Origin of the sequence: Arenibacter sp. F20364, assembly GCF_023015905.1 — a bacterium.
Classification (GTDB): Bacteria; Bacteroidota; Bacteroidia; order Flavobacteriales; family Flavobacteriaceae; genus Arenibacter.
Genome location: NZ_JALKBD010000028.1, coordinates 1 through 19528, shown reverse-complemented (window position 1 = coordinate 19528; position 19528 = coordinate 1). Strand labels below are relative to the sequence as shown.

The 19528-nt window shown below is 38.3% G+C and carries 18 protein-coding genes, 1 tRNA gene and 1 pseudogene; 8 read left to right on the top strand and 12 right to left on the bottom strand.

The annotated features are described in order from the left end of the window. Window positions 1-194 precede the first annotated feature (194 nt). From MWU84_RS18710 to MWU84_RS18675, 8 genes are all read right to left on the bottom strand, one after another. Window positions 195-1568, bottom strand: coding sequence for a HAMP domain-containing sensor histidine kinase (locus tag MWU84_RS18710; protein ID WP_246904473.1), 1374 nt, complete (start codon window positions 1566-1568; stop codon window positions 195-197). Continuing rightward, window positions 1565-2233, bottom strand: a complete 669-nt coding sequence (locus tag MWU84_RS18705; RefSeq protein WP_246904472.1) for a response regulator transcription factor — start codon at window positions 2231-2233, stop codon at window positions 1565-1567. Before MWU84_RS18705 ends, MWU84_RS18710 begins: the two co-directional genes overlap by 4 nt. A 343-nt stretch (window positions 2234-2576) precedes the next feature. Next, a complete protein-coding gene (locus tag MWU84_RS18700) occupies window positions 2577-3155 on the bottom strand; it encodes a cytochrome b/b6 domain-containing protein (protein ID WP_246904471.1) in 579 nt (192 codons plus the stop codon). A 96-nt stretch (window positions 3156-3251) separates the two neighbouring features. Beyond that, window positions 3252-3959, bottom strand: coding sequence for a VIT family protein (locus MWU84_RS18695; RefSeq protein WP_246904470.1), 708 nt, complete (start codon window positions 3957-3959; stop codon window positions 3252-3254). 833 nt (window positions 3960-4792) lie between these two features. Then, entirely contained in the window at window positions 4793-5695 is a 903-nt protein-coding gene (locus tag MWU84_RS18690) for a hypothetical protein (protein WP_246904469.1), read from the bottom strand. A gap of 68 nt (window positions 5696-5763) precedes the next feature. Then, entirely contained in the window at window positions 5764-6444 is a 681-nt protein-coding gene (locus tag MWU84_RS18685; RefSeq protein ID WP_246904468.1) for a DUF6799 domain-containing protein, read from the bottom strand. Window positions 6445-6899: 455 nt separating this feature from the next. Next, window positions 6900-6976: transfer RNA gene (locus MWU84_RS18680), tRNA-Ala, on the bottom strand. A 72-nt stretch (window positions 6977-7048) separates the two neighbouring features. Further along, the gene (locus MWU84_RS18675) at window positions 7049-7846 is read right to left on the bottom strand and encodes a universal stress protein (RefSeq protein WP_246904467.1); all 798 of its coding nucleotides are present in this window, start codon (window positions 7844-7846) and stop codon (window positions 7049-7051) included. Window positions 7847-8001: 155 nt separating this feature from the next. Here MWU84_RS18675 and MWU84_RS18670 point away from each other — a divergent pair, with 155 nt between their 5' ends. From MWU84_RS18670 to MWU84_RS18655, 4 genes are all read left to right on the top strand, one after another. Beyond that, complete coding sequence (locus MWU84_RS18670) at window positions 8002-8502, top strand: GNAT family N-acetyltransferase (protein WP_246904466.1); 501 nt, start codon at window positions 8002-8004, stop codon at window positions 8500-8502. Window positions 8503-8511: 9 nt separating this feature from the next. Further along, window positions 8512-9846, top strand: a complete 1335-nt coding sequence (locus MWU84_RS18665) for an MATE family efflux transporter (RefSeq protein WP_246904465.1) — start codon at window positions 8512-8514, stop codon at window positions 9844-9846. An 84-nt stretch (window positions 9847-9930) separates the two neighbouring features. Then, on the top strand, window positions 9931-10698 hold the full coding sequence (locus MWU84_RS18660; RefSeq protein ID WP_246904462.1) for an enoyl-CoA hydratase/isomerase family protein: 768 nt from the start codon (window positions 9931-9933) through the stop codon (window positions 10696-10698). A gap of 8 nt (window positions 10699-10706) precedes the next feature. Next, the gene (locus tag MWU84_RS18655) at window positions 10707-11183 is read left to right on the top strand and encodes a DUF4199 domain-containing protein (RefSeq protein ID WP_246904458.1); all 477 of its coding nucleotides are present in this window, start codon (window positions 10707-10709) and stop codon (window positions 11181-11183) included. A gap of 158 nt (window positions 11184-11341) precedes the next feature. Here MWU84_RS18655 and MWU84_RS18650 read toward each other — a convergent pair whose 3' ends face one another. Next, on the bottom strand, window positions 11342-11986 hold the full coding sequence (locus MWU84_RS18650) for a 2OG-Fe(II) oxygenase (RefSeq protein WP_246904455.1): 645 nt from the start codon (window positions 11984-11986) through the stop codon (window positions 11342-11344). A 194-nt stretch (window positions 11987-12180) separates the two neighbouring features. On the opposite strand from MWU84_RS18650, the gene MWU84_RS18645 reads away from it, so the two are divergent. From MWU84_RS18645 to MWU84_RS18635, 3 genes are read left to right on the top strand one after another with little or no spacing between them, the layout of a single operon-like run. Beyond that, window positions 12181-13389 (top strand): histidinol-phosphatase, encoded by a 1209-nt coding sequence (locus MWU84_RS18645; RefSeq protein ID WP_246904453.1) that lies wholly within the window; start codon window positions 12181-12183, stop codon window positions 13387-13389. Between the two features lie 40 nt (window positions 13390-13429). Further along, window positions 13430-13879: a 6-carboxytetrahydropterin synthase gene (locus MWU84_RS18640; RefSeq protein ID WP_246904450.1), complete on the top strand. Its 450-nt coding sequence runs from the start codon at window positions 13430-13432 to the stop codon at window positions 13877-13879. A 20-nt stretch (window positions 13880-13899) separates the two neighbouring features. After that, the gene (locus tag MWU84_RS18635; RefSeq protein WP_246904552.1) at window positions 13900-14667 is read left to right on the top strand and encodes a UDP-2,3-diacylglucosamine diphosphatase; all 768 of its coding nucleotides are present in this window, start codon (window positions 13900-13902) and stop codon (window positions 14665-14667) included. Window positions 14668-14822: 155 nt separating this feature from the next. Here MWU84_RS18635 and recJ read toward each other — a convergent pair whose 3' ends face one another. From recJ to MWU84_RS18620, 3 genes are read right to left on the bottom strand one after another with little or no spacing between them, the layout of a single operon-like run. Next, window positions 14823-16541 (bottom strand): single-stranded-DNA-specific exonuclease RecJ, encoded by a 1719-nt coding sequence (gene recJ / locus MWU84_RS18630; protein WP_246904447.1) that lies wholly within the window; start codon window positions 16539-16541, stop codon window positions 14823-14825. A 5-nt stretch (window positions 16542-16546) separates the two neighbouring features. Then, window positions 16547-18457: a peptide-N-glycosidase F-related protein gene (locus MWU84_RS18625; RefSeq protein ID WP_246904444.1), complete on the bottom strand. Its 1911-nt coding sequence runs from the start codon at window positions 18455-18457 to the stop codon at window positions 16547-16549. A 21-nt stretch (window positions 18458-18478) separates the two neighbouring features. Continuing rightward, a complete protein-coding gene (locus MWU84_RS18620) occupies window positions 18479-18898 on the bottom strand; it encodes an OsmC family protein (RefSeq protein ID WP_246904440.1) in 420 nt (139 codons plus the stop codon). 55 nt (window positions 18899-18953) lie between these two features. Between MWU84_RS18620 and MWU84_RS18615 the strand changes: the two are divergent. After that, window positions 18954-19439 (top strand): annotated as a pseudogene (locus MWU84_RS18615) (carboxymuconolactone decarboxylase family protein); the annotation flags it as partial. Window positions 19440-19528: the final 89 nt, after the last annotated feature.

Sequence of the window (19528 nt, the reverse complement as noted above, 5' to 3'; positions counted from 1 at the left end):
GATGCCTGATTATAAAATAACAAAAGCCCTGAACAATGTCCAGGACCTTTGTCAAACAACCATTAAACACTAACCAAAACATTTAAAGGCAAAAAAGGATTAAATATGTTTTCTTTTTCAAGAGCTATTGCTAATTCAGTTATAAAAGTAGCCATGTACTCTAAAAACTAGCGAAAGAAAATCTTAAGATTCGCTTAAAATTGAATAGTGAAAGTTGTTCCGTTGCCATATTCACTTTGCACCAAAATTTTAGCGTTTATGGCATCGGCAGCTTTTTTGGCTATGGACAGACCTAAACCATTGCCTGAAATACTTTTATGGTTTAGTGCGTCAGATCTAAAGAAGTGGTTGAATAAGTTCTTTAAATCTTCTTTTTTAATACCTATTCCTTCATCTTGAACCTTACAAACAATCTTAGAGGCAATTTGCTCAATAGTAATGCGAACCGTAGTGCCGTTTTTGGAATACTTAACGGCGTTCCCAATTATATTGTCCAATATCAAGTTGGTATAATACAAAGGAACCATATTTTCAATAGAACCCCAATCGTGAAATTCTAAAGAGAGTTCTTTCTGCAATATTGCTTTTTTGTGTCTAGAAAGAATGTCTTCAATTATATTAGGCAAAGGAACCAAAGATTGGTCGACTGTCCTTGAATTGACATCTAGTCTTGCAAGTAGTAAAAGCTGTTCTATAGTGGCGGTCATTCGGTCTATTTCCGTAAGACTAAATTTGATTTTATCCTCATATTCAGACCTCTCCCTGGGCTTTCGGATCAAAACCTCGAGAGTGCCTTTTAAAGTTGATAAAGGTGTTCGCAATTCGTGGGAAGCGTCAGAGGTAAATTGCCGTTTTCGCTCGATAGCATTTTCTATACGTTGTAATAACTCGTTAATGCTGAACGACAAATCGTAGAGCTCATCCTTGTTCTGCGGAAGAACGACCCTTTCGTTCAAATTATTCTTTGTAATTCTTTTTGTTGTCTCAGTGATATTTCGAACAGGGATGATGCTACGACCGGCTAAATATCTAGAAATAAAATAAAGTCCCGCCAAAAGAAGTACATAGGAAATTATCATGACGTTTTTCAAATTGAACAAAACCATATTTGAAGATTCCAGTGACATGGCAACAATTATAAAACCCTTAATTTTACCGTTTTTTTCAATTGGAAGTTGAATCTGGCGAATAGCTCGGTCATTAAGAGTCTCATTAAAATGACCGCCGAAAGGATTTTGTCTTCTAAATGAAAGCTTCTCTTCTTTGAGATTAGGGGATTTGGCCATAAAGTTTCCTTCCTTATCGATAATCTGGATAAATACAGGATTGACTTGTAGCTCTCGATGCTCTCTTTCTTCCCATTCATCTCTATTGATAATCTGTATGCTATCACCTACTAATTCTATTTCACCGGTATGTTTCAATGCCTCGAATGACAGGTCATCATCCAAATTCTTGTAAACCGTTTCTTTGACTACAAAATAGACGGTACCAACAGCTACGGCCATTATAATGGCCGTAGCAACCATATAGTGTAATGCAATCCTGTTTTTAAAACTTAAGCTCATATTTCTTTCGCGATATAGCCCACTCCTCGAACCGTCTGTATATAATTATTGTCTTTTGCCAGTTTCAATTTCTTGCGAAGAGCATTGATATATACGTCAATAACCCCCGTATTATATTCAAAATGAATATCCCAAACACTTTCAATAATTCGAGATCTTCTGCAAACCATACCCTTATTCCGTATTAGATATTCTAGCAAGGCGAACTCTTTTTGCGTCAGGCTAATTTCTTCCTCTCCCTTTAGAACTTGATGTGTTGCCGTATTGAGGGTGATATCCCCTAGTTTAAAAACGGAATGTTCACCAGATTTTGGGCGCAATTGAACTTTGATCCGTTCAAGAAGTTCTTCAAAATGAAAGGGTTTTTTAATATAATCGTTTGCACCGGCCTGAAGCCCGAAGATAGTTTCGTCTACTGTATCCTTTGCAGTTAAAAAAATTATAGGTGTTTCTTTGAACTCTTTTCTGAACTGGCGACTAATTTCAATACCGCTTACTCCGGGTACCATCCAATCTAAGAGTAGTAGATCGTACTCTCCAGAAAGTGCCATTGCAAGGCCTTTATGACCCTCTTCCGCGACATCTACGGCATAAGACTCTTCTTCCAATCCTTGCTTTAGGAAATTATATATGCCCGGTTCATCCTCAACGATTAGAATTCTCATGGTACAAAAGTTATGTTTTTTAATTTAAGTAAGATTTGATTTTTCTTAAGATTGGCTTAAAAATTATCAAAAATTCTATTATCGCAAAATTGGTTGTCAAAGGTCAAACAATAATGGCTGATATTGGCCCGAGTATAAATGCCGATAAAATTGGGATATTGCAATTCTCTAAAAGAAATTGTAAGAAATCCACTTAGAGCTACTTTAATTCTTAAGGATGACAATACGAGTGAAGTGCCCAAAAACTTTAGCCAATTTCGCCAAAGCTTCTGTATCTTCTGTACACCTAATTTGATTTAAGCTTCTTGTCATATTTCCTTTCTTTGTTATGTTTTCGCGCTTTTTAATAATCCTTTTTCGAGCCGCTTACTATCCTTGAAATAATACCTTTTTGGTCTGTAAATTCTGCTATAAATACACCAGCTAAATGGAGTACAATAAAACCGATCAAGTAATAAATACCAAGTATGTGGATTTCTTCCATTGAGCTTTTTAATTCTTTTGGCCCAAATTCTATTATTAGTCCAGTAAATAAAGAAATAACGACACCGAGATAAAAAATGATATATGTCCATTTTTGAAATTTCTCCTTTATGGATAGATTTTTGCCAAAAGGATTTTGAAACTTCATAGGCCCAAAAATAGGAAGTATAAAACGCAAGCTAAATAACCCAGTCAATATATAACCAATGTAAATATGCCAATTCCACATAGGTTGTCTTATCTTTTTAGCTAAAGAAATGAGTTGTTCCTGAGATAAAACCTGGTCTGTCCCACTCAAATAATCTTGTATGATAGCTGCTACATTATTCTTATTCATCCAAGTTAATCGCAAAAAAATCGTAAATAACAGTAGTAGAAATGAAATAGCTATTGCCCAATGAATTATTCGATATATCTTAGAATACTTTGTTTTTTCCATAATGTTTGTCTTTTGTATTTCCAATTAACTTTTTTTATAACAATATATTGAGCGACTATTAAACACTTTTTTTTTAAAAATTGAATCATTCATTTTCTAGGTCAAACTAATTCCAAATAGATATCCAACTAATGCTGTCAATCCCATTGCGACTGTTCCCCAAAAAGTTATCCTAATTATTGCTATTCCAATACTGGAACCTCCTGTTTTAGCGGCTAAACCCCCTAAAATAATCAAGAATAAAATGGCAGAACCATAGAGATAATACTCCATACTTTTTAAGGGTAGAAATAGCGTTACCAATAGAGGTAGCAAGCCTCCAACGGTAAAGGCCGCACCAGAGGCAAAGGCGGCTTGTATTGGTTTGGCCTGACTTATTTCATTGATACCCAACTCATCCCTAATATGAGCTGCCAGTGCATCCTTTTCCGTTAACTCTCTAGCAACGGTTAATGCGGTTTGCTTTTTTAACCCCCTCTTTTCATAAATATCTGCTAGTCTCAGTAATTCAATTTCGGGCATTTTCTTTAATTCTTGCCTTTCTCTCTCGATGTCGGCTTGTTCTACATCTGTTTGAGAGCTCACAGAGACATATTCTCCTGCTGCCATTGATAAGGCACCGGCAACTAATCCGGCTAAGGTTGCCAATATAACAGGCTCTCTAAAATTACTCGCGGCAGCAACACCTATGGCAAGACTTGCTGTTGACAAAATACCGTCATTTGCTCCAAGGACAGCTGCTCTTAACCAATTGCTTCGGTGTATATAATGATTGTCTAGATAATCATCTTCAAATTCTGACATTCTTTAGTTTCTTATTACAATTATACAATATGTATTTGAGTTGAAATGTGATCATTGTCACTTTTCAAAATTAATGAGTACTATTTTTTCATTAATCAAAAAAGAACCCGAACTAAAAAAATCAAGGGTGAACCTTCGATTAAAGGACTATAAAGTATTTTAGGAATTGTAAGAACAGTAAAAAGAAGATTAAAATTATAAAAACGATTAAAATAATAATCCAAACTATTTTATCATTCTTGGTAACAGCGCTTTTTACAGGTTTTACCTCACTATTTCCTCTATTATGTTTGTTTTTGCCCATTTTCTGATATAAAATGAATTGACCTAAATAATAATTCATAACATCATTTAAGTTGTAAGGCCTTTAGCCACCTTATTTTCATGCACCGAATTACTGACCCCGTAAAAGTTGTAATTTTCAATTAAGTTAAGATTTGATTTTTCTTAAGATTGGCTTAAAATTCACGTATAGGATTAAGTGCTCCCATTTGTAATAAACGGAAGTACACATAAATTGCAATTTTATTTGTTAAGTATATTAATCTATTTTATCAATATCTCAATAATCCACAATCTATTTTTTAAGTCTTTGAAAAGCCATATTGATCAATGTATGTGTAGCATTAAATTGATAGGTTTAGTTAGAAAATTAGAGATAAGTTGTTCTAATCATAAAAACATGAAAGAAGAAGAAGAAATTTCTATATGGGCTGTCGATTTTTAAGGATTTGAAAATTTTATGGTTTTCAAGATTTATGTATACTTTCTCTTATTGTCCTTTTTGTCGGTCTCCAGTTTCCAGTTGTTCTCTATCAAAACCCAACATTATTTCACATCTCCTTTTTGGTATAAAACCAGTAACTTATACCCACCGACCAATAGAACACATTTTCCAGATCCTCCTCAATAACGGCATCCACTGTGGTAATTGTGGCCTGGCTTTGTGGAAAAGCCCAAACTGGTGTAAACGAAAAAATAAAGTGCTTGTTGTAATATTGTACAGGTAGACTAAGCTCTACGTTTAAGAAATTGAATTCTGAGGCCTCAGCAACCTCTACGGAGGTAATGGTAATAGTTTCCGAACTCCCGGAACCTTTTCCCTGCCCTTTTCGATTTCCCAGACGACTGGTACTGTAATATTCCTGATAAAAATATTGTGATCCCATGTAGAACGACACCCTTGGGTCGATTAACAAGTTGGTGTCAAAAGCATAAAAAGTACGATCCAGCATCAGCCCACCAAAAATATCGGGCGAACCACCGTTGTTAAAATAGGTACTGGCAGATAAGGAAACTTCGAGGGCTTTTAAATCGTAACTTAGGATACCTGTGATATCGGCTACAACTTCCGATTGCACGTTGTAACTGTCCTTATCGTAAAAATAGGCGGTACCGGAAATGCCACCGCTCCAGTTCTTTGTATCGAACAAATAACCAGCTGTAATCAGGGAAAGATCTATTCTATTCTCCTCGGAGCCTGTAAGGTATGATATGGAGGCATCCGCAAAAAAACCTGATTTATCGTAATAGCCAATCGAAGGAAAAATATAGGGAGCAGCTATCGAATCACGCCTGCCCAAAAATACCGCATCGTTGATATAGCTGACATCGGCCAAAAAATAGGATTTATCCTCACTTGATTTTACTTTGCCAGAGTTCTTGTCGCCTTGGGCAATTAAGTTGGTTACTACAAACAATAACAACAAAAGGCATAATAGGGGTCTTGTTTTCATGACTGAAAGAAATTATTAAAACGAAAGTGGCTTTGCCACTTTTTAGTGGCAAAGCCCTAAATCTCGTTTTACAAGGTTGATTTATTACCTTTCTTTTTTTGAACGTTGGGTTTTTGGACTCCTTTTTTGTTCATCATCTTTTTATTGCCCATCATGTTTTTTTGGACCATCATTTTACGCTGTTGGTAGGTGTTCTTGAATTTCTGTCCGTCCATGTTCAAGCATTCGCCATCTTGAAGTCGTAACTGCTTACGATCTTTTGTTTGATAAGTACCATCAGGGTTTACGGTTGTACCATCGGCAAGTGCGAGCTGTTGTTGTAATCTACTCTGTGCCTGGTTTCTAATCTGAACGGCCTCACCATCGACCAGCATCACTTGAAACCGATTTTGGTTTCTTTCCTGTATTTGCGCTTCGGTCAGCCCTTTGTTCTCTTGCATAACTTTATACCTGTACTGATATTCATTTCTATACATAACACCATCATTGTCCAGACATTCGCCATCCTTTAAACGCAGACGGTCACGATCTCTGGTCAGGTACGACCCATTTGGGTTCACTACCGTACCATCATTCAAGGTCAAGGGTTCCTGCAAACGTATTTGATCGCGATCTCTGATCTGGAGTACATCGCCATCGATCAATAGTAAACGGTCTTGGTCACGGTCTTGAACCTTGTCTTGATCTTGGGCATTGAGTATTGTAATTCCTAGAACTGCACATACCATTAAAAAAAATATTCGTTTCATTGTAATAAATTTTAGGGTTAATAATAATGTAAAAGTATGCAGCGTTTATGGGTGTTAAAATGACCTATATCAGTTAAAGTCAATAAATACCAGGGTTTTGTGTAACTTTTGTTACATATAAAAGATACTTTTACGACAGAAGTGCCTTTTCTCAATCAACCAAAAAAAGCCGACTTCTAAAAGTCGGCTTTCCCTTGTTGTAAAGGCGGAGAGACTCGAACTCACAAACCTCATGGTACTAGACCATAAGAATATGCAAGGCACAAATCTATAGTGAAACACAAGTTACTCTTCTTAGCTAGTGCAGCTTCATTTTACCAACCTAAAAACTCTCTTATTTGGTAAGGCCATTAAATCAATCCAAATAAGACCATAAAAAGCCAAAAAATGCGTGCAAATTGAGTGCAAATAAAAAAAGCTTCAAAAGTTAAAAACTCTTGAAGCCCTGTGTTTATTGGTGGAGAATACCGGAGTCGAACCGGTGACCTCTTGCCTGCCAGGCAAGCGCTCTAGCCAGCTGAGCTAATCCCCCAAATTTGGCTGCCGCAAAGAAAATACTTTTTCCAACATAATCAAAGTACAAATTCAGCTAATTGCAATTTTATTAATCTTTCTTTACACTTAAGACCAAAACAGGCACGGGAGCGTAAAATTCCGATTTCAGAATCGTGTTCTTTTCCCATAGTTTTTTAAAAAAACCCCTTTTTCGTCTAAAAACGCATAATAGGTCTGGGTGTTTCGCCTCAAAATGCTGTAATACCCCCAAATAGGTCGATGGGTTTTCAGATTGGGTAAGTTCGGCACTCAAGCCCATCAAGGACATGTTTATTTTAAGGTCCTCCTTGGTGTAACCTGGTGTTTTTACAAATAACAGGCTTACTTTGGATTCAAATTTTTTCTTAATTTCCACTAGTGGGTATAAAATGCTCTTCTGCTTTAATACCCCTGATTTAAACGCCGTTAGGATGGTTTTAAATGGTTTAAAAACTGTTCCTTTTGGTACTATAAGGGTAGGGATATCCGTTTGTTTTACAATTTTTCCAGAAGTATTTCCCAGGTAATACTCCTCTTGAATGTCATTGCTTCTAGGCGCTATAATAATCAGGTCAATACCTAGATCCTTATCAATATCTTTAAGCCCATCAACAATGTCACCGTTATAAGTGGCTATCTTAATATTAATATTCCTGGCATCAACCTTGTCGATGACCCCTTTAATGTGCTCCTTGGTGCGTTCGTCCAGTTTTTCCCTGATATTGGCCAAACTGCTGGCACTCGCACTAACACTAAATACTTCCATCACATAAATGTTGGAATCGAATTCGGTGGCGAAATCTACCGCATATTGTAATGTTTCATGGGCATTTTCAGAGGTTCCAATAGGAACAAGGATATTTTTCATAAGTTCAGTCTTAATAGCTTTTAACGCTTTTACTTGTTTGTTGGTCAGACATGGCGTTAGTAAACATAGGTTATTATAAAAGAAAGGATTCCTTTCTTACATATGCTTCAATTGTTCATGAATAGCATAAATTTACAAATTAAATTCAACCGTTCATGATTCGATTGGCAAAGATATTGGAAATTCCCGATATTTTGAATATTACAAAGGCCTGCGCAAAAAACATGATAGACCAGGGCATTTATCAATGGAACGAATATTATCCCTCGGAAGAGGCCTTTGTGAATGATATTTCCAGGAATGAACTCTATGTTTTGGAAATAAGGGATAATATAATTGGAACTATAGTAGTCTCCAACTTCATGGATGCGGAATATTATCCCATTGGCTGGTTAACGCCAAATAAAAATAATATTTATATACATCGATTGGCCGTACATCCAGAGGAACAAAAAAAAGGCTATGCCCAGGAATTAATGGATTTTGCCGAAGATCTTGCCCGCAAAGGCGGTTTTGTTTCCGTAAGACTCGATACTTTTAGTAAAAATGCCCGCAATAATAATTTTTATCGGGCAAGGGGTTACCAAGCTGTAGGCGATATTCATTTCCCCAAACAGAGCGAGTTACCTTTTCATTGTTATGAACTAATATTGTAAAATACTTTTTTGGATACAGTAATAAATTTTAAGTCTATAAATAATCTTGCCATACCTGCTACCATTGCCGGTATTGCGGAACCAATTCTGTCCATAACCGATACGGCCATAGTGGGCAACATACCCCAAGATGGTATGGAATCCCTGGCTGCAGCTGGTATTGTGGGCTCGTTTTTGTCCATGTTGATATGGATTCTAGGGCAAACGCGCAGCGCAATTTCTGCTATAATTTCCCAATATTTGGGTGCGGATAAGTTGGAGAGGGTTAAAACACTCCCTGCACAGGCCATTTTTCTAAATATTTTTCTAAGTATTGTGATTCTTCTTTCTACCGTTTTTGTGGTTGAGGAAATATTTGCTTTGCTCAACGCTTCCGGTAAAATTCTGGAACTGTGCATTTCTTACTACTCTATTCGGGTATGGGGTTTTCCGCTAACTTTATTTGTATTTGCCGTAATGGGCATTTTTCGAGGCCTGCAAAATACCTATTACCCAATGGTAATAGCAATCACAGGGGCTGTTTTGAATATAGTGCTCGATTTTATTTTGGTATATGGTGTAGAAGGGCTTATTTCCCCAATGTATTTGGAAGGGGCGGCATGGGCCAGTTTAATTGCACAGGGCATTATGGCTGTCATGGCATTTGTCCTTTTGATAACAAAAACAAATATCAGCCTGGCATTAAAATTCCCGCTTCATCCTGAATTGGGTAGATTGGTGACTATGAGCCTAAACCTTTTTGTAAGGGCATTGGCATTAAATATTGCCTTAATTCTGGCGGTTAGGGAGGCTACTGCCTTGGGTGACAAATATATTGGGGCGCATACCATAGCCATAAACCTTTGGCTTTTTTCGGCATTTTTTATTGATGGCTATGGTGCCGCCGGGAATATTATGGGAGGTAAATTATTGGGTGCCAAGAACTACGACGGACTCTGGGAATTGGCGAAAAAAATAATGTTGTACGGTTTGGTTATAAGTATGATACTCGCTGCGGTGGGCTTCTTGTTTTATAGGCCCATAGGACGTATATTTTCTAATGACACAACGGTATTGCAAGCCTTCTATTCCGTTTTTTTTATTCTTATTTTGGGAATCCCTATGAATATGGTCGCTTTTGTTTTCGACGGACTATTTAAAGGTTTGGGGGAAATGAAGTACCTTAGAAATGTTTTATTGGTGGCCACTTTCCTCGGTTTTGTTCCTGTACTCTTCCTTGGTAAATTTTTGGGTTGGGGGCTTTATGGGATTTGGATAGCTTTTACCCTATGGATGTTTGTTAGGGGTGGGGCCTTGGTATGGAAATTTAGGCGAAAGTTTCGTCCGCTTCTTCAAAACGTTTAATTTTGAAATACCACACTGCAATATTTGTCAAAAATTTCAGGTGCGGAGGTAAATTTAATAAAGACTTCAACCAAAAAAAATCATATGGGCACTACCCGATCTAACGGAAGTTTATATACTAGCATCGTCAATGGTGTGGCCACAGTAGAATTTGGACATCCTGCCAGCAATTCATTTGTAGCGGAACTGTTGGAAAGGCTCACTAAAACTTTGGGGGAATTATCGGATAACAATGAGGTATCCGTAATCGTATTAAAATCTGAAGGGGATAGGGCTTTCTGTGCAGGTGCCTCCTTTGATGAATTGGTAGAAGTAAGCAATTTGTCTGAAGGAAAGATATTCTTTAGTGGTTTTGCACACCTTATCAATGCCATGAGAAGCTGTAAAAAGCTTATCATAGGAAGGGTTCAAGGTAAGGCCGTTGGTGGGGGAGTGGGAATTATATCGGCATGCGATTATGTATTTGCCTCGGAGGCAGCATCCATAAGATTGTCAGAACTTACCATCGGCATTGCACCATTGGTAATTGCCCCTGCGGTACAGCGAAAAATTGGCGTTGCTGCCCTTTCAGAAATGTCGCTTTCCCCCAATGAATGGAAAAATGCCTATTGGGCACAGGAAAAGGGCTTGTTTTCAAAAGTGTTTGATAAAGTAGGGGAGTTGGACAAGGAGCTGGAATTTTTTGCAGAAAAACTAGCAGGGTATAATACTGAGGCTTTGGAGGAATGGAAAAAAGTACTTTGGGAAGGAACCGGGCATTGGGACACTTTACTGACCAACCGGGCAGAAATAACCGGGCGATTGGCCATTTCTGAGGAGACGAAAAAAGCGCTTCAAAAATTTAAAAAATAGTGAGTATTATGAGCAAGTTCCGTATTGAAATTAAATGGGCAGTTATTTTTGCTTTGGCCACACTGCTGTGGATGGTCTTCGAGAAATCTATGGGTTGGCACGATGTGCTTATAGAAAAGCACGCCATTTATACCAATTTTTTCGCAATTATAGCTATAGCAGTCTACGTTTTGGCCTTATTGGACAAAAGAAAGGTTGATTATAATGGAAAAATGACTTGGAAACAGGGTTTCATCAGTGGTATTATATTAAGTGTGATCATTGCTGTAATTAGTCCACTTACACAATACATTACCAGCACAGTAATTACACCAGAATATTTTACAAATATTATTAAGTTTGTGGTGGATTCCGGTAAGATGGGGCAAGAGGCTGCCGAGAGCTATTTTAATATGAAAAGCTATATAGTTCAAAGTCTTTTTGGCGCATTGACCATGGGAATTGTTACCTCGGCCATAGTTGCTTTTTTTGTTAAGAAGCAATAAGCAACCTTGTGCGTCGTTATATTTTTTTAAACTTTTATAATGGATATTTTATCGTTCTTAAACGGGAACTTTGTATTCCCTCTTCTTGCCTTGGTTTTATTGGTAGTTTATTTCGTTAATCGAATTAAAAACAATAGAAAATATAAAAGGTAATTAGCTTATCTAGTTTTAAGCCACCCAGTAATACTCAGGCGTTCACGATGGGCAGGTTTTACTTCATGCTCCAATTCCTGACTTTCAAAAATAACGACCCTTCCAGGAAAGGGGGTAATATGTTTTGCCTCTTCGCCATTTTCTGTGGGTAGGTAAAGTACCAGTTCTCCACCATCTTTTTCGGGGACCCAGTCGGGCTCGTTTAGGTAACAGACCATGGAAAGTTTTCGTCGGTCATCATTTTGAAAGGTATCCAAATGTCTCTTGTAAAAAGTGCCTTCAGGATAAATGGCGTAGTGAAACTCTTTGAACAGTATGCCCATAAAACAGGTTTTGTTCAAATAATTTGCCAATTCATTGATTTTTAGAAAAAACTGCTGTTCCAGCTCATCATTGCTGCGTTCATCCATCCAAAGGATAAAATCGCCACGGATTGCCTTGATGATCAATTCGTTGACACGATTCCCAATGGCTGCTTTTTTAAATTGGTCTTCTTCGTATTTGTTAAGGAGGGAATCCCGTAATTGGGCTACTTCTTCCAAAGAGAAAAAGTCGTCCACGACGCTGTATTTCTGAATTAGGATATCCTCTATCACTTTTTCGAAAAGTGGATTCTCCTTAAACTCCAATTGCTCAAATAGTTCTACCAATTTTATGATGTTTTAAAAATCGAGCAAAAATAGATGAAATTGTCATTGGTTTTACACGGAGTGTTAAGGGTGTTTAAACTGTCCTGAACGGTGTATTATGTTATTGTAATATTTAATACTGATTTTAGGCTTATTCCCTGATTTCTAATACATTTTCATTAACTTTTGGGCTTCAATTTCCAAATGACTTATAAATGAAACATTTTTTATCCCCTATTTTGTTGATTATGGCTTTTCTAGTGTTAAGCTGTGGAGATAGTAATAAAAGTACTGACGTAACTGTAAATAAAATATGGTACAAAGGTAATCTACATACCCATTCGTTCTGGAGTGATGGGGACGAGTTTCCAGAGACTATTTTGGAGTGGTATAAGTCGCACGACTATCACTTCATTGCCCTATCGGACCACAATACCATTTCCATGGAGGAAAAATGGATACAGATAAGGGAAGATTCCATTTATCAGAACAGTTTCAAGAATTACCTGACAACCTATGGAGAGGATTGGGTAGATCATAAAACGGACTCTGGGAAAGTGCATGTAAAATTAAAGACCTATGCCGAGTATAAGGATTTATTTGAAAAGGCCGGGGAGTTTTTGGTTATTCATTCGGAGGAAATAACAGACAGGTACGAAGACAAGCATGTTCATATGAACGCCACAAATATTCAGAAAAAGATAGATCCGCAGGGAGGCAATAGTATTTCTGAAGTCATGCAAAACAATCTGGATGCGGTGTTAGAACAACGGAAGGAGACAGGAGTGCCTATTATGCCGCACATAAATCATCCTAATTTTTATTATAGTATTAGTCTTGAAGATATGATATCCTTAAAGGGAGAGCGTTTTTTTGAAGTGTACAACGGTCATCCCATGGTCCATAATATGGGGGATTCTACACATATTTCTACAGAGGAAATGTGGGATCAGATCAATGTTTCCTATATAGCGGCCAAAAAACCCATAATGTATGGTTTGGCAACCGATGATTCACATAATTACCATAAAATGGGTAATAAATGGAGCAATTCTGGCAGAGGTTGGGTCATGGTGCAGTCCGACACCTTATCGGCCCCTGCATTGATAGAGGCCATGGAAAGGGGCGACTTCTATTCTACCACTGGGGTTACCCTTAAAACTTTGGAATTTGGGGACAGGACCTTGAAGGTGGAAGTGGAACCGGAAACGGGTATTGAATATAATATAACTTTTCTTGGATGTCTTAAAGGGGATACCGAAGTCAAGGAGTTGAAGGCTGTGAAGGGCAGTGCTGCCAGTTTCGAGCTATCGGAGGATATACTATTTATTAGAAGTAAAATAACTTCTTCAAAACTTCAGGAAAACCCAATAGAGGATATCAAATACGAATCTGCTTGGACACAGCCCATACTCAATGATTAGTTTCCCAGAATAAATTACCTTTGCAGTCCAAATAAATAATATGGGCAACATTCGTATTACCAAACAGTTTAATTTTGAAACTGGACACGCCTTGTTCGGTTATGATGGTAAATGTAGAAATGTACATGGGCATAGTTATAAACTTTCAGTAACCGTAATTGGGAAGCCTATTACCGATACTGCCCACGTAAAATTGGGAATGGTTATAGATTTTGGGGATTTGAAGAGAATCGTGAAGGAAGAGATTGTGGATCAGTTTGACCATGCTACCGTTTTTAATAAAAATACTCCGCATGTGGAATTGGCGCAGGAATTAACGGATAGGGGGCACAATGTAATATTGGCCAACTATCAACCTACCAGTGAAAATATGGTTTTGGATTTTGCAGATAGAATTAAATCCCGGTTGCCGAAAAATATAAGCCTACATTCTTTAAAACTGCAGGAAACCGATACCTCCTTTGCAGAATGGTATGCTTCGGATAATTAAATAGGCCCAGAATGAAATCTATCGACGTTCCCAAGGGCAAAAAAATCTACTTTTCCAGTGATAATCACTTAGGGGCTCCTACCAAGGACCTTAGTTTTCCACGTGAAAAAAGATTCGTGGCTTGGTTGGATACCATAAAAGAGGATGCTGCCGCTATTTTTCTTTTAGGGGATCTTTTCGATTTTTGGTTCGAATATAAAACGGTAGTGCCAAAGGGCTTTACCCGTACCTTGGGGAAGCTGGCTGAAATTACCGATTCAGGAATCCCCGTCTATTATTTTGTTGGGAATCACGATTTATGGATGAACGGCTATTTTGAAGAGGAGCTGAACATTCCCGTATATCATAAGCCACAGTCCTTTCTTTTGAACGGCATGTCTTTTTTAATTGGGCACGGTGACGGTTTGGGTCCTGGTGACAAAGGATACAAGCGGATGAAAAAGGTGTTCACTAACCCTGTATCCAAATGGCTATACAATTGGTTGCACCCAGATTTTGGGGTTAAATTGGCCCAATATCTTTCCGTAAAGAACAAAATGATTTCCGGTGATGAGGACATTAAATTTCTGGGAGAGGAGAATGAATGGTTGGTGCAATATTGCCGACGAAAACTGGAACAACAGCAGTACGATTATTTTGTTTTTGGCCATCGACACCTGCCTCTGGAAATTGCCCTGAATGAACGATCCACCTATGTAAACTTGGGGGATTGGATTTCTTATTTTACCTATGGCGAATTTGATGGTTCTTCATTGTCCCTGAAAAAGTATGAGGCATCTCAGAACTGAAATTTAGCAGATTTTATGATCCATCCAAAGGAAAAATCTGCATAGTGGTAATCGATTTAACTGCACAGTGTAAAAAGAAAGATTATTCTTATCTAATTATGTAGCCTAAGCTTGTTAAAGTGGTATACTATTGATGCTTAATATTTATTGATAAATTATAATTGATAACTATTGTGGTCTTTTAGGTCTTTTAACTTCATTTGAAGCGATATATTACCCTGCCATTCGTTTTCGTCCAGTGTAAAAACGGCACTAACGGAATTAGTTAAAACCGTAGGTAAATTCTTGCCTAAATTAAATCCTATGGCACCAATAGCCGATCTCTTGGAGCCGTTATTTTTGTCAAAAAGCTTACACTTTAGATGCTTTCCTTCTTGTCCGACCACTTTCGCGTAGCCGGTATCGTTGAGATTTTCGGCCATGAAAACAGGGGTCATATTGCCTGGCCCAAAAGGGGCAAATTGTTTAAGAATACGCATTAATTTCGGGGTAATTTGTTCCATGCCAATTATGGCATCTACCATTATTTCAGGTGTCATCAGATTTGGATCCATGGTATTGGCAACTACTTCCTCGAATTTGGATTTAAAGGCCGCGTAATTTTCTTCAAGTAAGGTAAGTCCGGCGGCATACATATGCCCACCAAATTGTTCAATGGTATCGGAACACCCCTCCAATGCCTCATATACATCAAAACCTTTAATGGATCGCGCAGAGGCTGCTAATTTATTGCCACTCTTGGTAAAAACCAAAGTGGGTCTGTAATAAGTTTCAATAAGACGTGAGGCAACGATTCCAATTACCCCCTTATGCCAAGTTTCCTTGTAGACTACAGAAGTAAAACCTTCCTCTTCTTTGTTTTCTTGTATCTGTAAAAGGGCTTCTTGAGCAATGAGTTGGTCAAGATTTCTTCTGTCCGTATTGTATTGCTCTATTTCGGCGGCAAAAAATTCCGCCCGTTTCAAATCGGTTTCCTTTAACAGATTCACGGCGTGTTGCCCGTGCTCCATCCTTCCTGCTGCGTTAATTCGTGGGGCAATTATGAATACGACATCTGTAATGGTAAGTACTTGTTTCTTTATCTGATTGATAATGGCTTTAAATCCGGCTCTAGGATTTTGATTTATTACTTGAAGCCCCCAATAGGCCAGCACCCTATTTTCCCCTGTCATGGGTACAATATCCGCACCAATGGCGGTGGCTACCAAATCTAGGTAATGAACTAAATCCTCGGTGGTCTCGCCCTTTTTGCTCCCTAGTGCCTGTATTAATTTGAAGCCTACCCCACAACCACAAAGTTCATCATAGGGGTATTCGCAATCTGCTCTTTTTGGGTCCAGTACGGCTACCGCATCGGGCAAAGTATTCCCTGGCCTATGGTGGTCACAGATAATAAAGTCGATACCTTTTTCCTTGGCATAGTCAACCTTTTCAATGGCTTTTACCCCACAATCCAAGGCAATTATTAAGGAAAAACCGTTGTCCTCCGCGAAGTCTATACCTTGATAGGAAACCCCATAGCCTTCATTGTAGCGATCTGGTATATAGGTGGCCACGTTGGGGTAGGTGCTTTCCAAATAAGAGGAAACCAAGGCTACCGCAGTAGTGCCATCCACGTCGTAATCTCCATAAATCAGTATATTTTCTTCTTGTATAATGGCCTTTTCTATACGTTCTACGGCCTTGTCCATATCCTTCATTAAAAAAGGATTGTGAAGGTCTGAAAGCTGTGGCCTAAAAAACCTTTTGGCATCCTCATAGTTGGCAATGCCACGCTGTAATAATAGTTGCGCTACCAGATCTTCCACGTGTAAGGCGGTGGCCAACGCATCAATTTGTGGTTGTTCGGGTTTTGGTTTAATGGTCCAGCGCATGGTAATTACTCCTTTAGCCTAATTCTATTTTTAAATACTTCTTTGCCGTCTATAACAACTTTTAGATAGTAGCGCATTTTAGGCAAATAGGAGAGGTCATATGTAAAAATACCCTTTTTGAAATTTAAGTAGGTATGGGTTTCCACTATTTTCGATTCATCCTCTTGTTGGGTAATTATAACCTCCACATCCTTTTCGTCGTTGGCAAAATAATCCAGAGTTACCGGACCCTGTGTCCTGGCAGGGAACATGTTTATGGAAGGTTCATTGTCCAAATGATAGGTTGCTCCAGGTTTTACCCTAAAGTTATAAATTATATTGCTTCCGAAATCGGAATTGAAATGTTTTATGGCCTGCCCTAAAGTATCCAATAATTTAACGGTACCATTGCCATCTTTTGCCTTAAACCAAAACTCAAGTCCATCCCCGCCCTTATCTTCTACCTTAAAAGTATAATTGCCCTCTTGGAGCTTAAGGGTGTCCATATACGCTGTGTTGGGTTTAAGATCTACACTGTCTCTTTTAAATATAGATTTACCATAGCTATTGGTAACCGAGTAGGTATTTTGTCCTGGCTTATTATTGGTCTTAAAATAAATAATACTGGATTCTGGCAAAATATTTGGCCTGGTATAGACCGAGTTTTTGGAATTATCCCCTTTATATCCATCTTTTCTGCCATTGGGTCTTTTTAATTCTACATAAAAGAGCGTGGACTGTTCATCGCTAAATACTTCTTCGGGCAATGTTAGTAATGCTGTTTCCCCAAACGGAATGTCTCCTTTCCATTTAAACTCTTTCGGCTTTTCTCCGGCCAAATGATAATTTACCAGCACAGATTTCAAATTGTCCTTGCCATTATTTTTTATCCGGATAACCGCTAAAGCTCCGGTTTCATTTTTCCTACTATAGATTTTTTCATTGCTAGGGGATATTATATCCACTAGAGTTACATCATTGTCAGAGTTTATCTTTCCGTATTCCAGAACAAAGGCCACTAAAAGCTCCTTGGCGCTGGGCTTTTCTGTTTCGTAGGGCTCCATATTAAGATCAATCGTGAATTCCTGTCCGGAATTCAGATCAAATTTTACCTCATCAGGTTGCAGTAAGTATCCGGGGCACCAATTGGCACGGTCAAAGATCCAGGTCCCGGCTTGCGGGTATAAGGGGTTGTCGCCACATTCCATCCACAACTGTTTTGTGTCCAAAACTTTGCCATTGTAGAGTACTTGCCGGTATTTGTCACAAAATTCCCCGCAGCCATCGGCATCCATTCCATGTCCTGTCTGATGAATTTTTACCTTCGCATAGGTGGATTGGGCATTGGCAGTTAAAGCCACTGGTGTCAGGTAATTTTCAATGGGATCTGTTTTGTCGCCATAACTGTAATTGCCATCGTAAATTTTATGTATTGTCAATTGTTCTGCAACGGGTTTTCCGTACGTTATTTCAAAATCTACGGTTACTTTCCAACCACGACTTTTATTATCCTCGTAACCTGTATGTATGTAATCTACTTCTAGGCTATCCCTTAAAATGGGACTAAAATCCGTAATGTCCACTTTCCAATCAAATCGCCAGTCTTCCTGAAATCTACCGCCATAGGGCGTGAGCATTCTTGCAATTTCGTAGTCGACAGTGTCATTCTTTTGCCTCACTTTCAGGTGATCAACATAATCCCAGTCCGCACAGCGCATATTGTCCGGGCATTCAAAAGTAAGTTTTAAGATTATCTGCCGAATTTCTCTGGTTGTGGGAGGAAAAACGGCCCAGCGCTTATAACTATTTTCACCTTTTGAAGGATCGGTAACAATGGTTTCCTGATTGTGGGATATAATATTTTCTATATTTTGGGCCTGTGAGGTTTGATGGGTAAGCATTAAGCTACCTAAAAAGAATAAAACTCTTTTGATCATAGTTAAGAAGAAGGGCAGTTACTATTTATTAAAATAAGTCTTAACCTCCAAGGTTGAGAATTGTCTAAACATTTCCATGACCCCACAATATTTTTCAACCGAAAGATCAACCGCCCTTTGCAATTTTTTTTCATTGAGGTTAGCACCTGTAAAATGATATTCTACCACCACCTTGTCGTAAAATTTAGGGTCTTCCTCAGTTAGGTTGGCAATAGTTTCAATTCTAAACTCTTCCACCTCCAGCTTCATTTTTTTAATAAGTGAAGCTACATCTAGACCAGAGCAACCGGCCAAAGAGGTAAGCATTAGCGCTTTTGGTCTATATCCCATACCTTCGCCCCCATTTTCAGGGGCAACATCTATAATTAGATTGTTTCCGGAAGGATTATTGCTTTCAAAGGCCATATTGCCAAGCCATTTGGTAGTAATTTGATTTGTCATGTAGCTGTTTTTTTCGTTACTTGTATAGGTCAAAAATACGCATAATTCACAAACCATGTCCCTTGTAGAGCCTTTAGATTCCGATCACGATGTGGCGACCAAAGAGTTGTCCGAATTTTTTAATGAAACTTTGGGTTTCTGTCCCAATTCAGTATTGACCATGCAACATCGGCCAGCTATTTCCAAGGCATTTATTAATTTGAATATGGCCGTCATGGCCAATGAAGGAAGGGTCAGTTCTTCTTTGAAAAGAATGATGGCATGGGTGAGCAGTAACGCCACTGGTTGCCGCTATTGTCAAGCGCATGCTATTAGGGCGGCAGAGCGTTATGGAGCGGAACAAGAACAATTGGACAATATTTGGGCGTACAGAACACATGCTGCCTTTTCGGAAGCGGAACGAGTGGCATTGGATTTCGCATTGGCTGCTTCCCAAGTACCCAATACCATGAATCCCAAAATAAAGAAAACCTTATACAAGTATTGGGATGAAGGTGAAATTGTGGAAATGTTGGGCGTTATTTCTTTGTTCGGATTCATTACTGTCCCATTAAAATCTAAAATAGTTCTTTGAAATATTTGAAATATAGTTAGTTACAGAGGTTTTTCGATTAAACGGATTTCAATTTT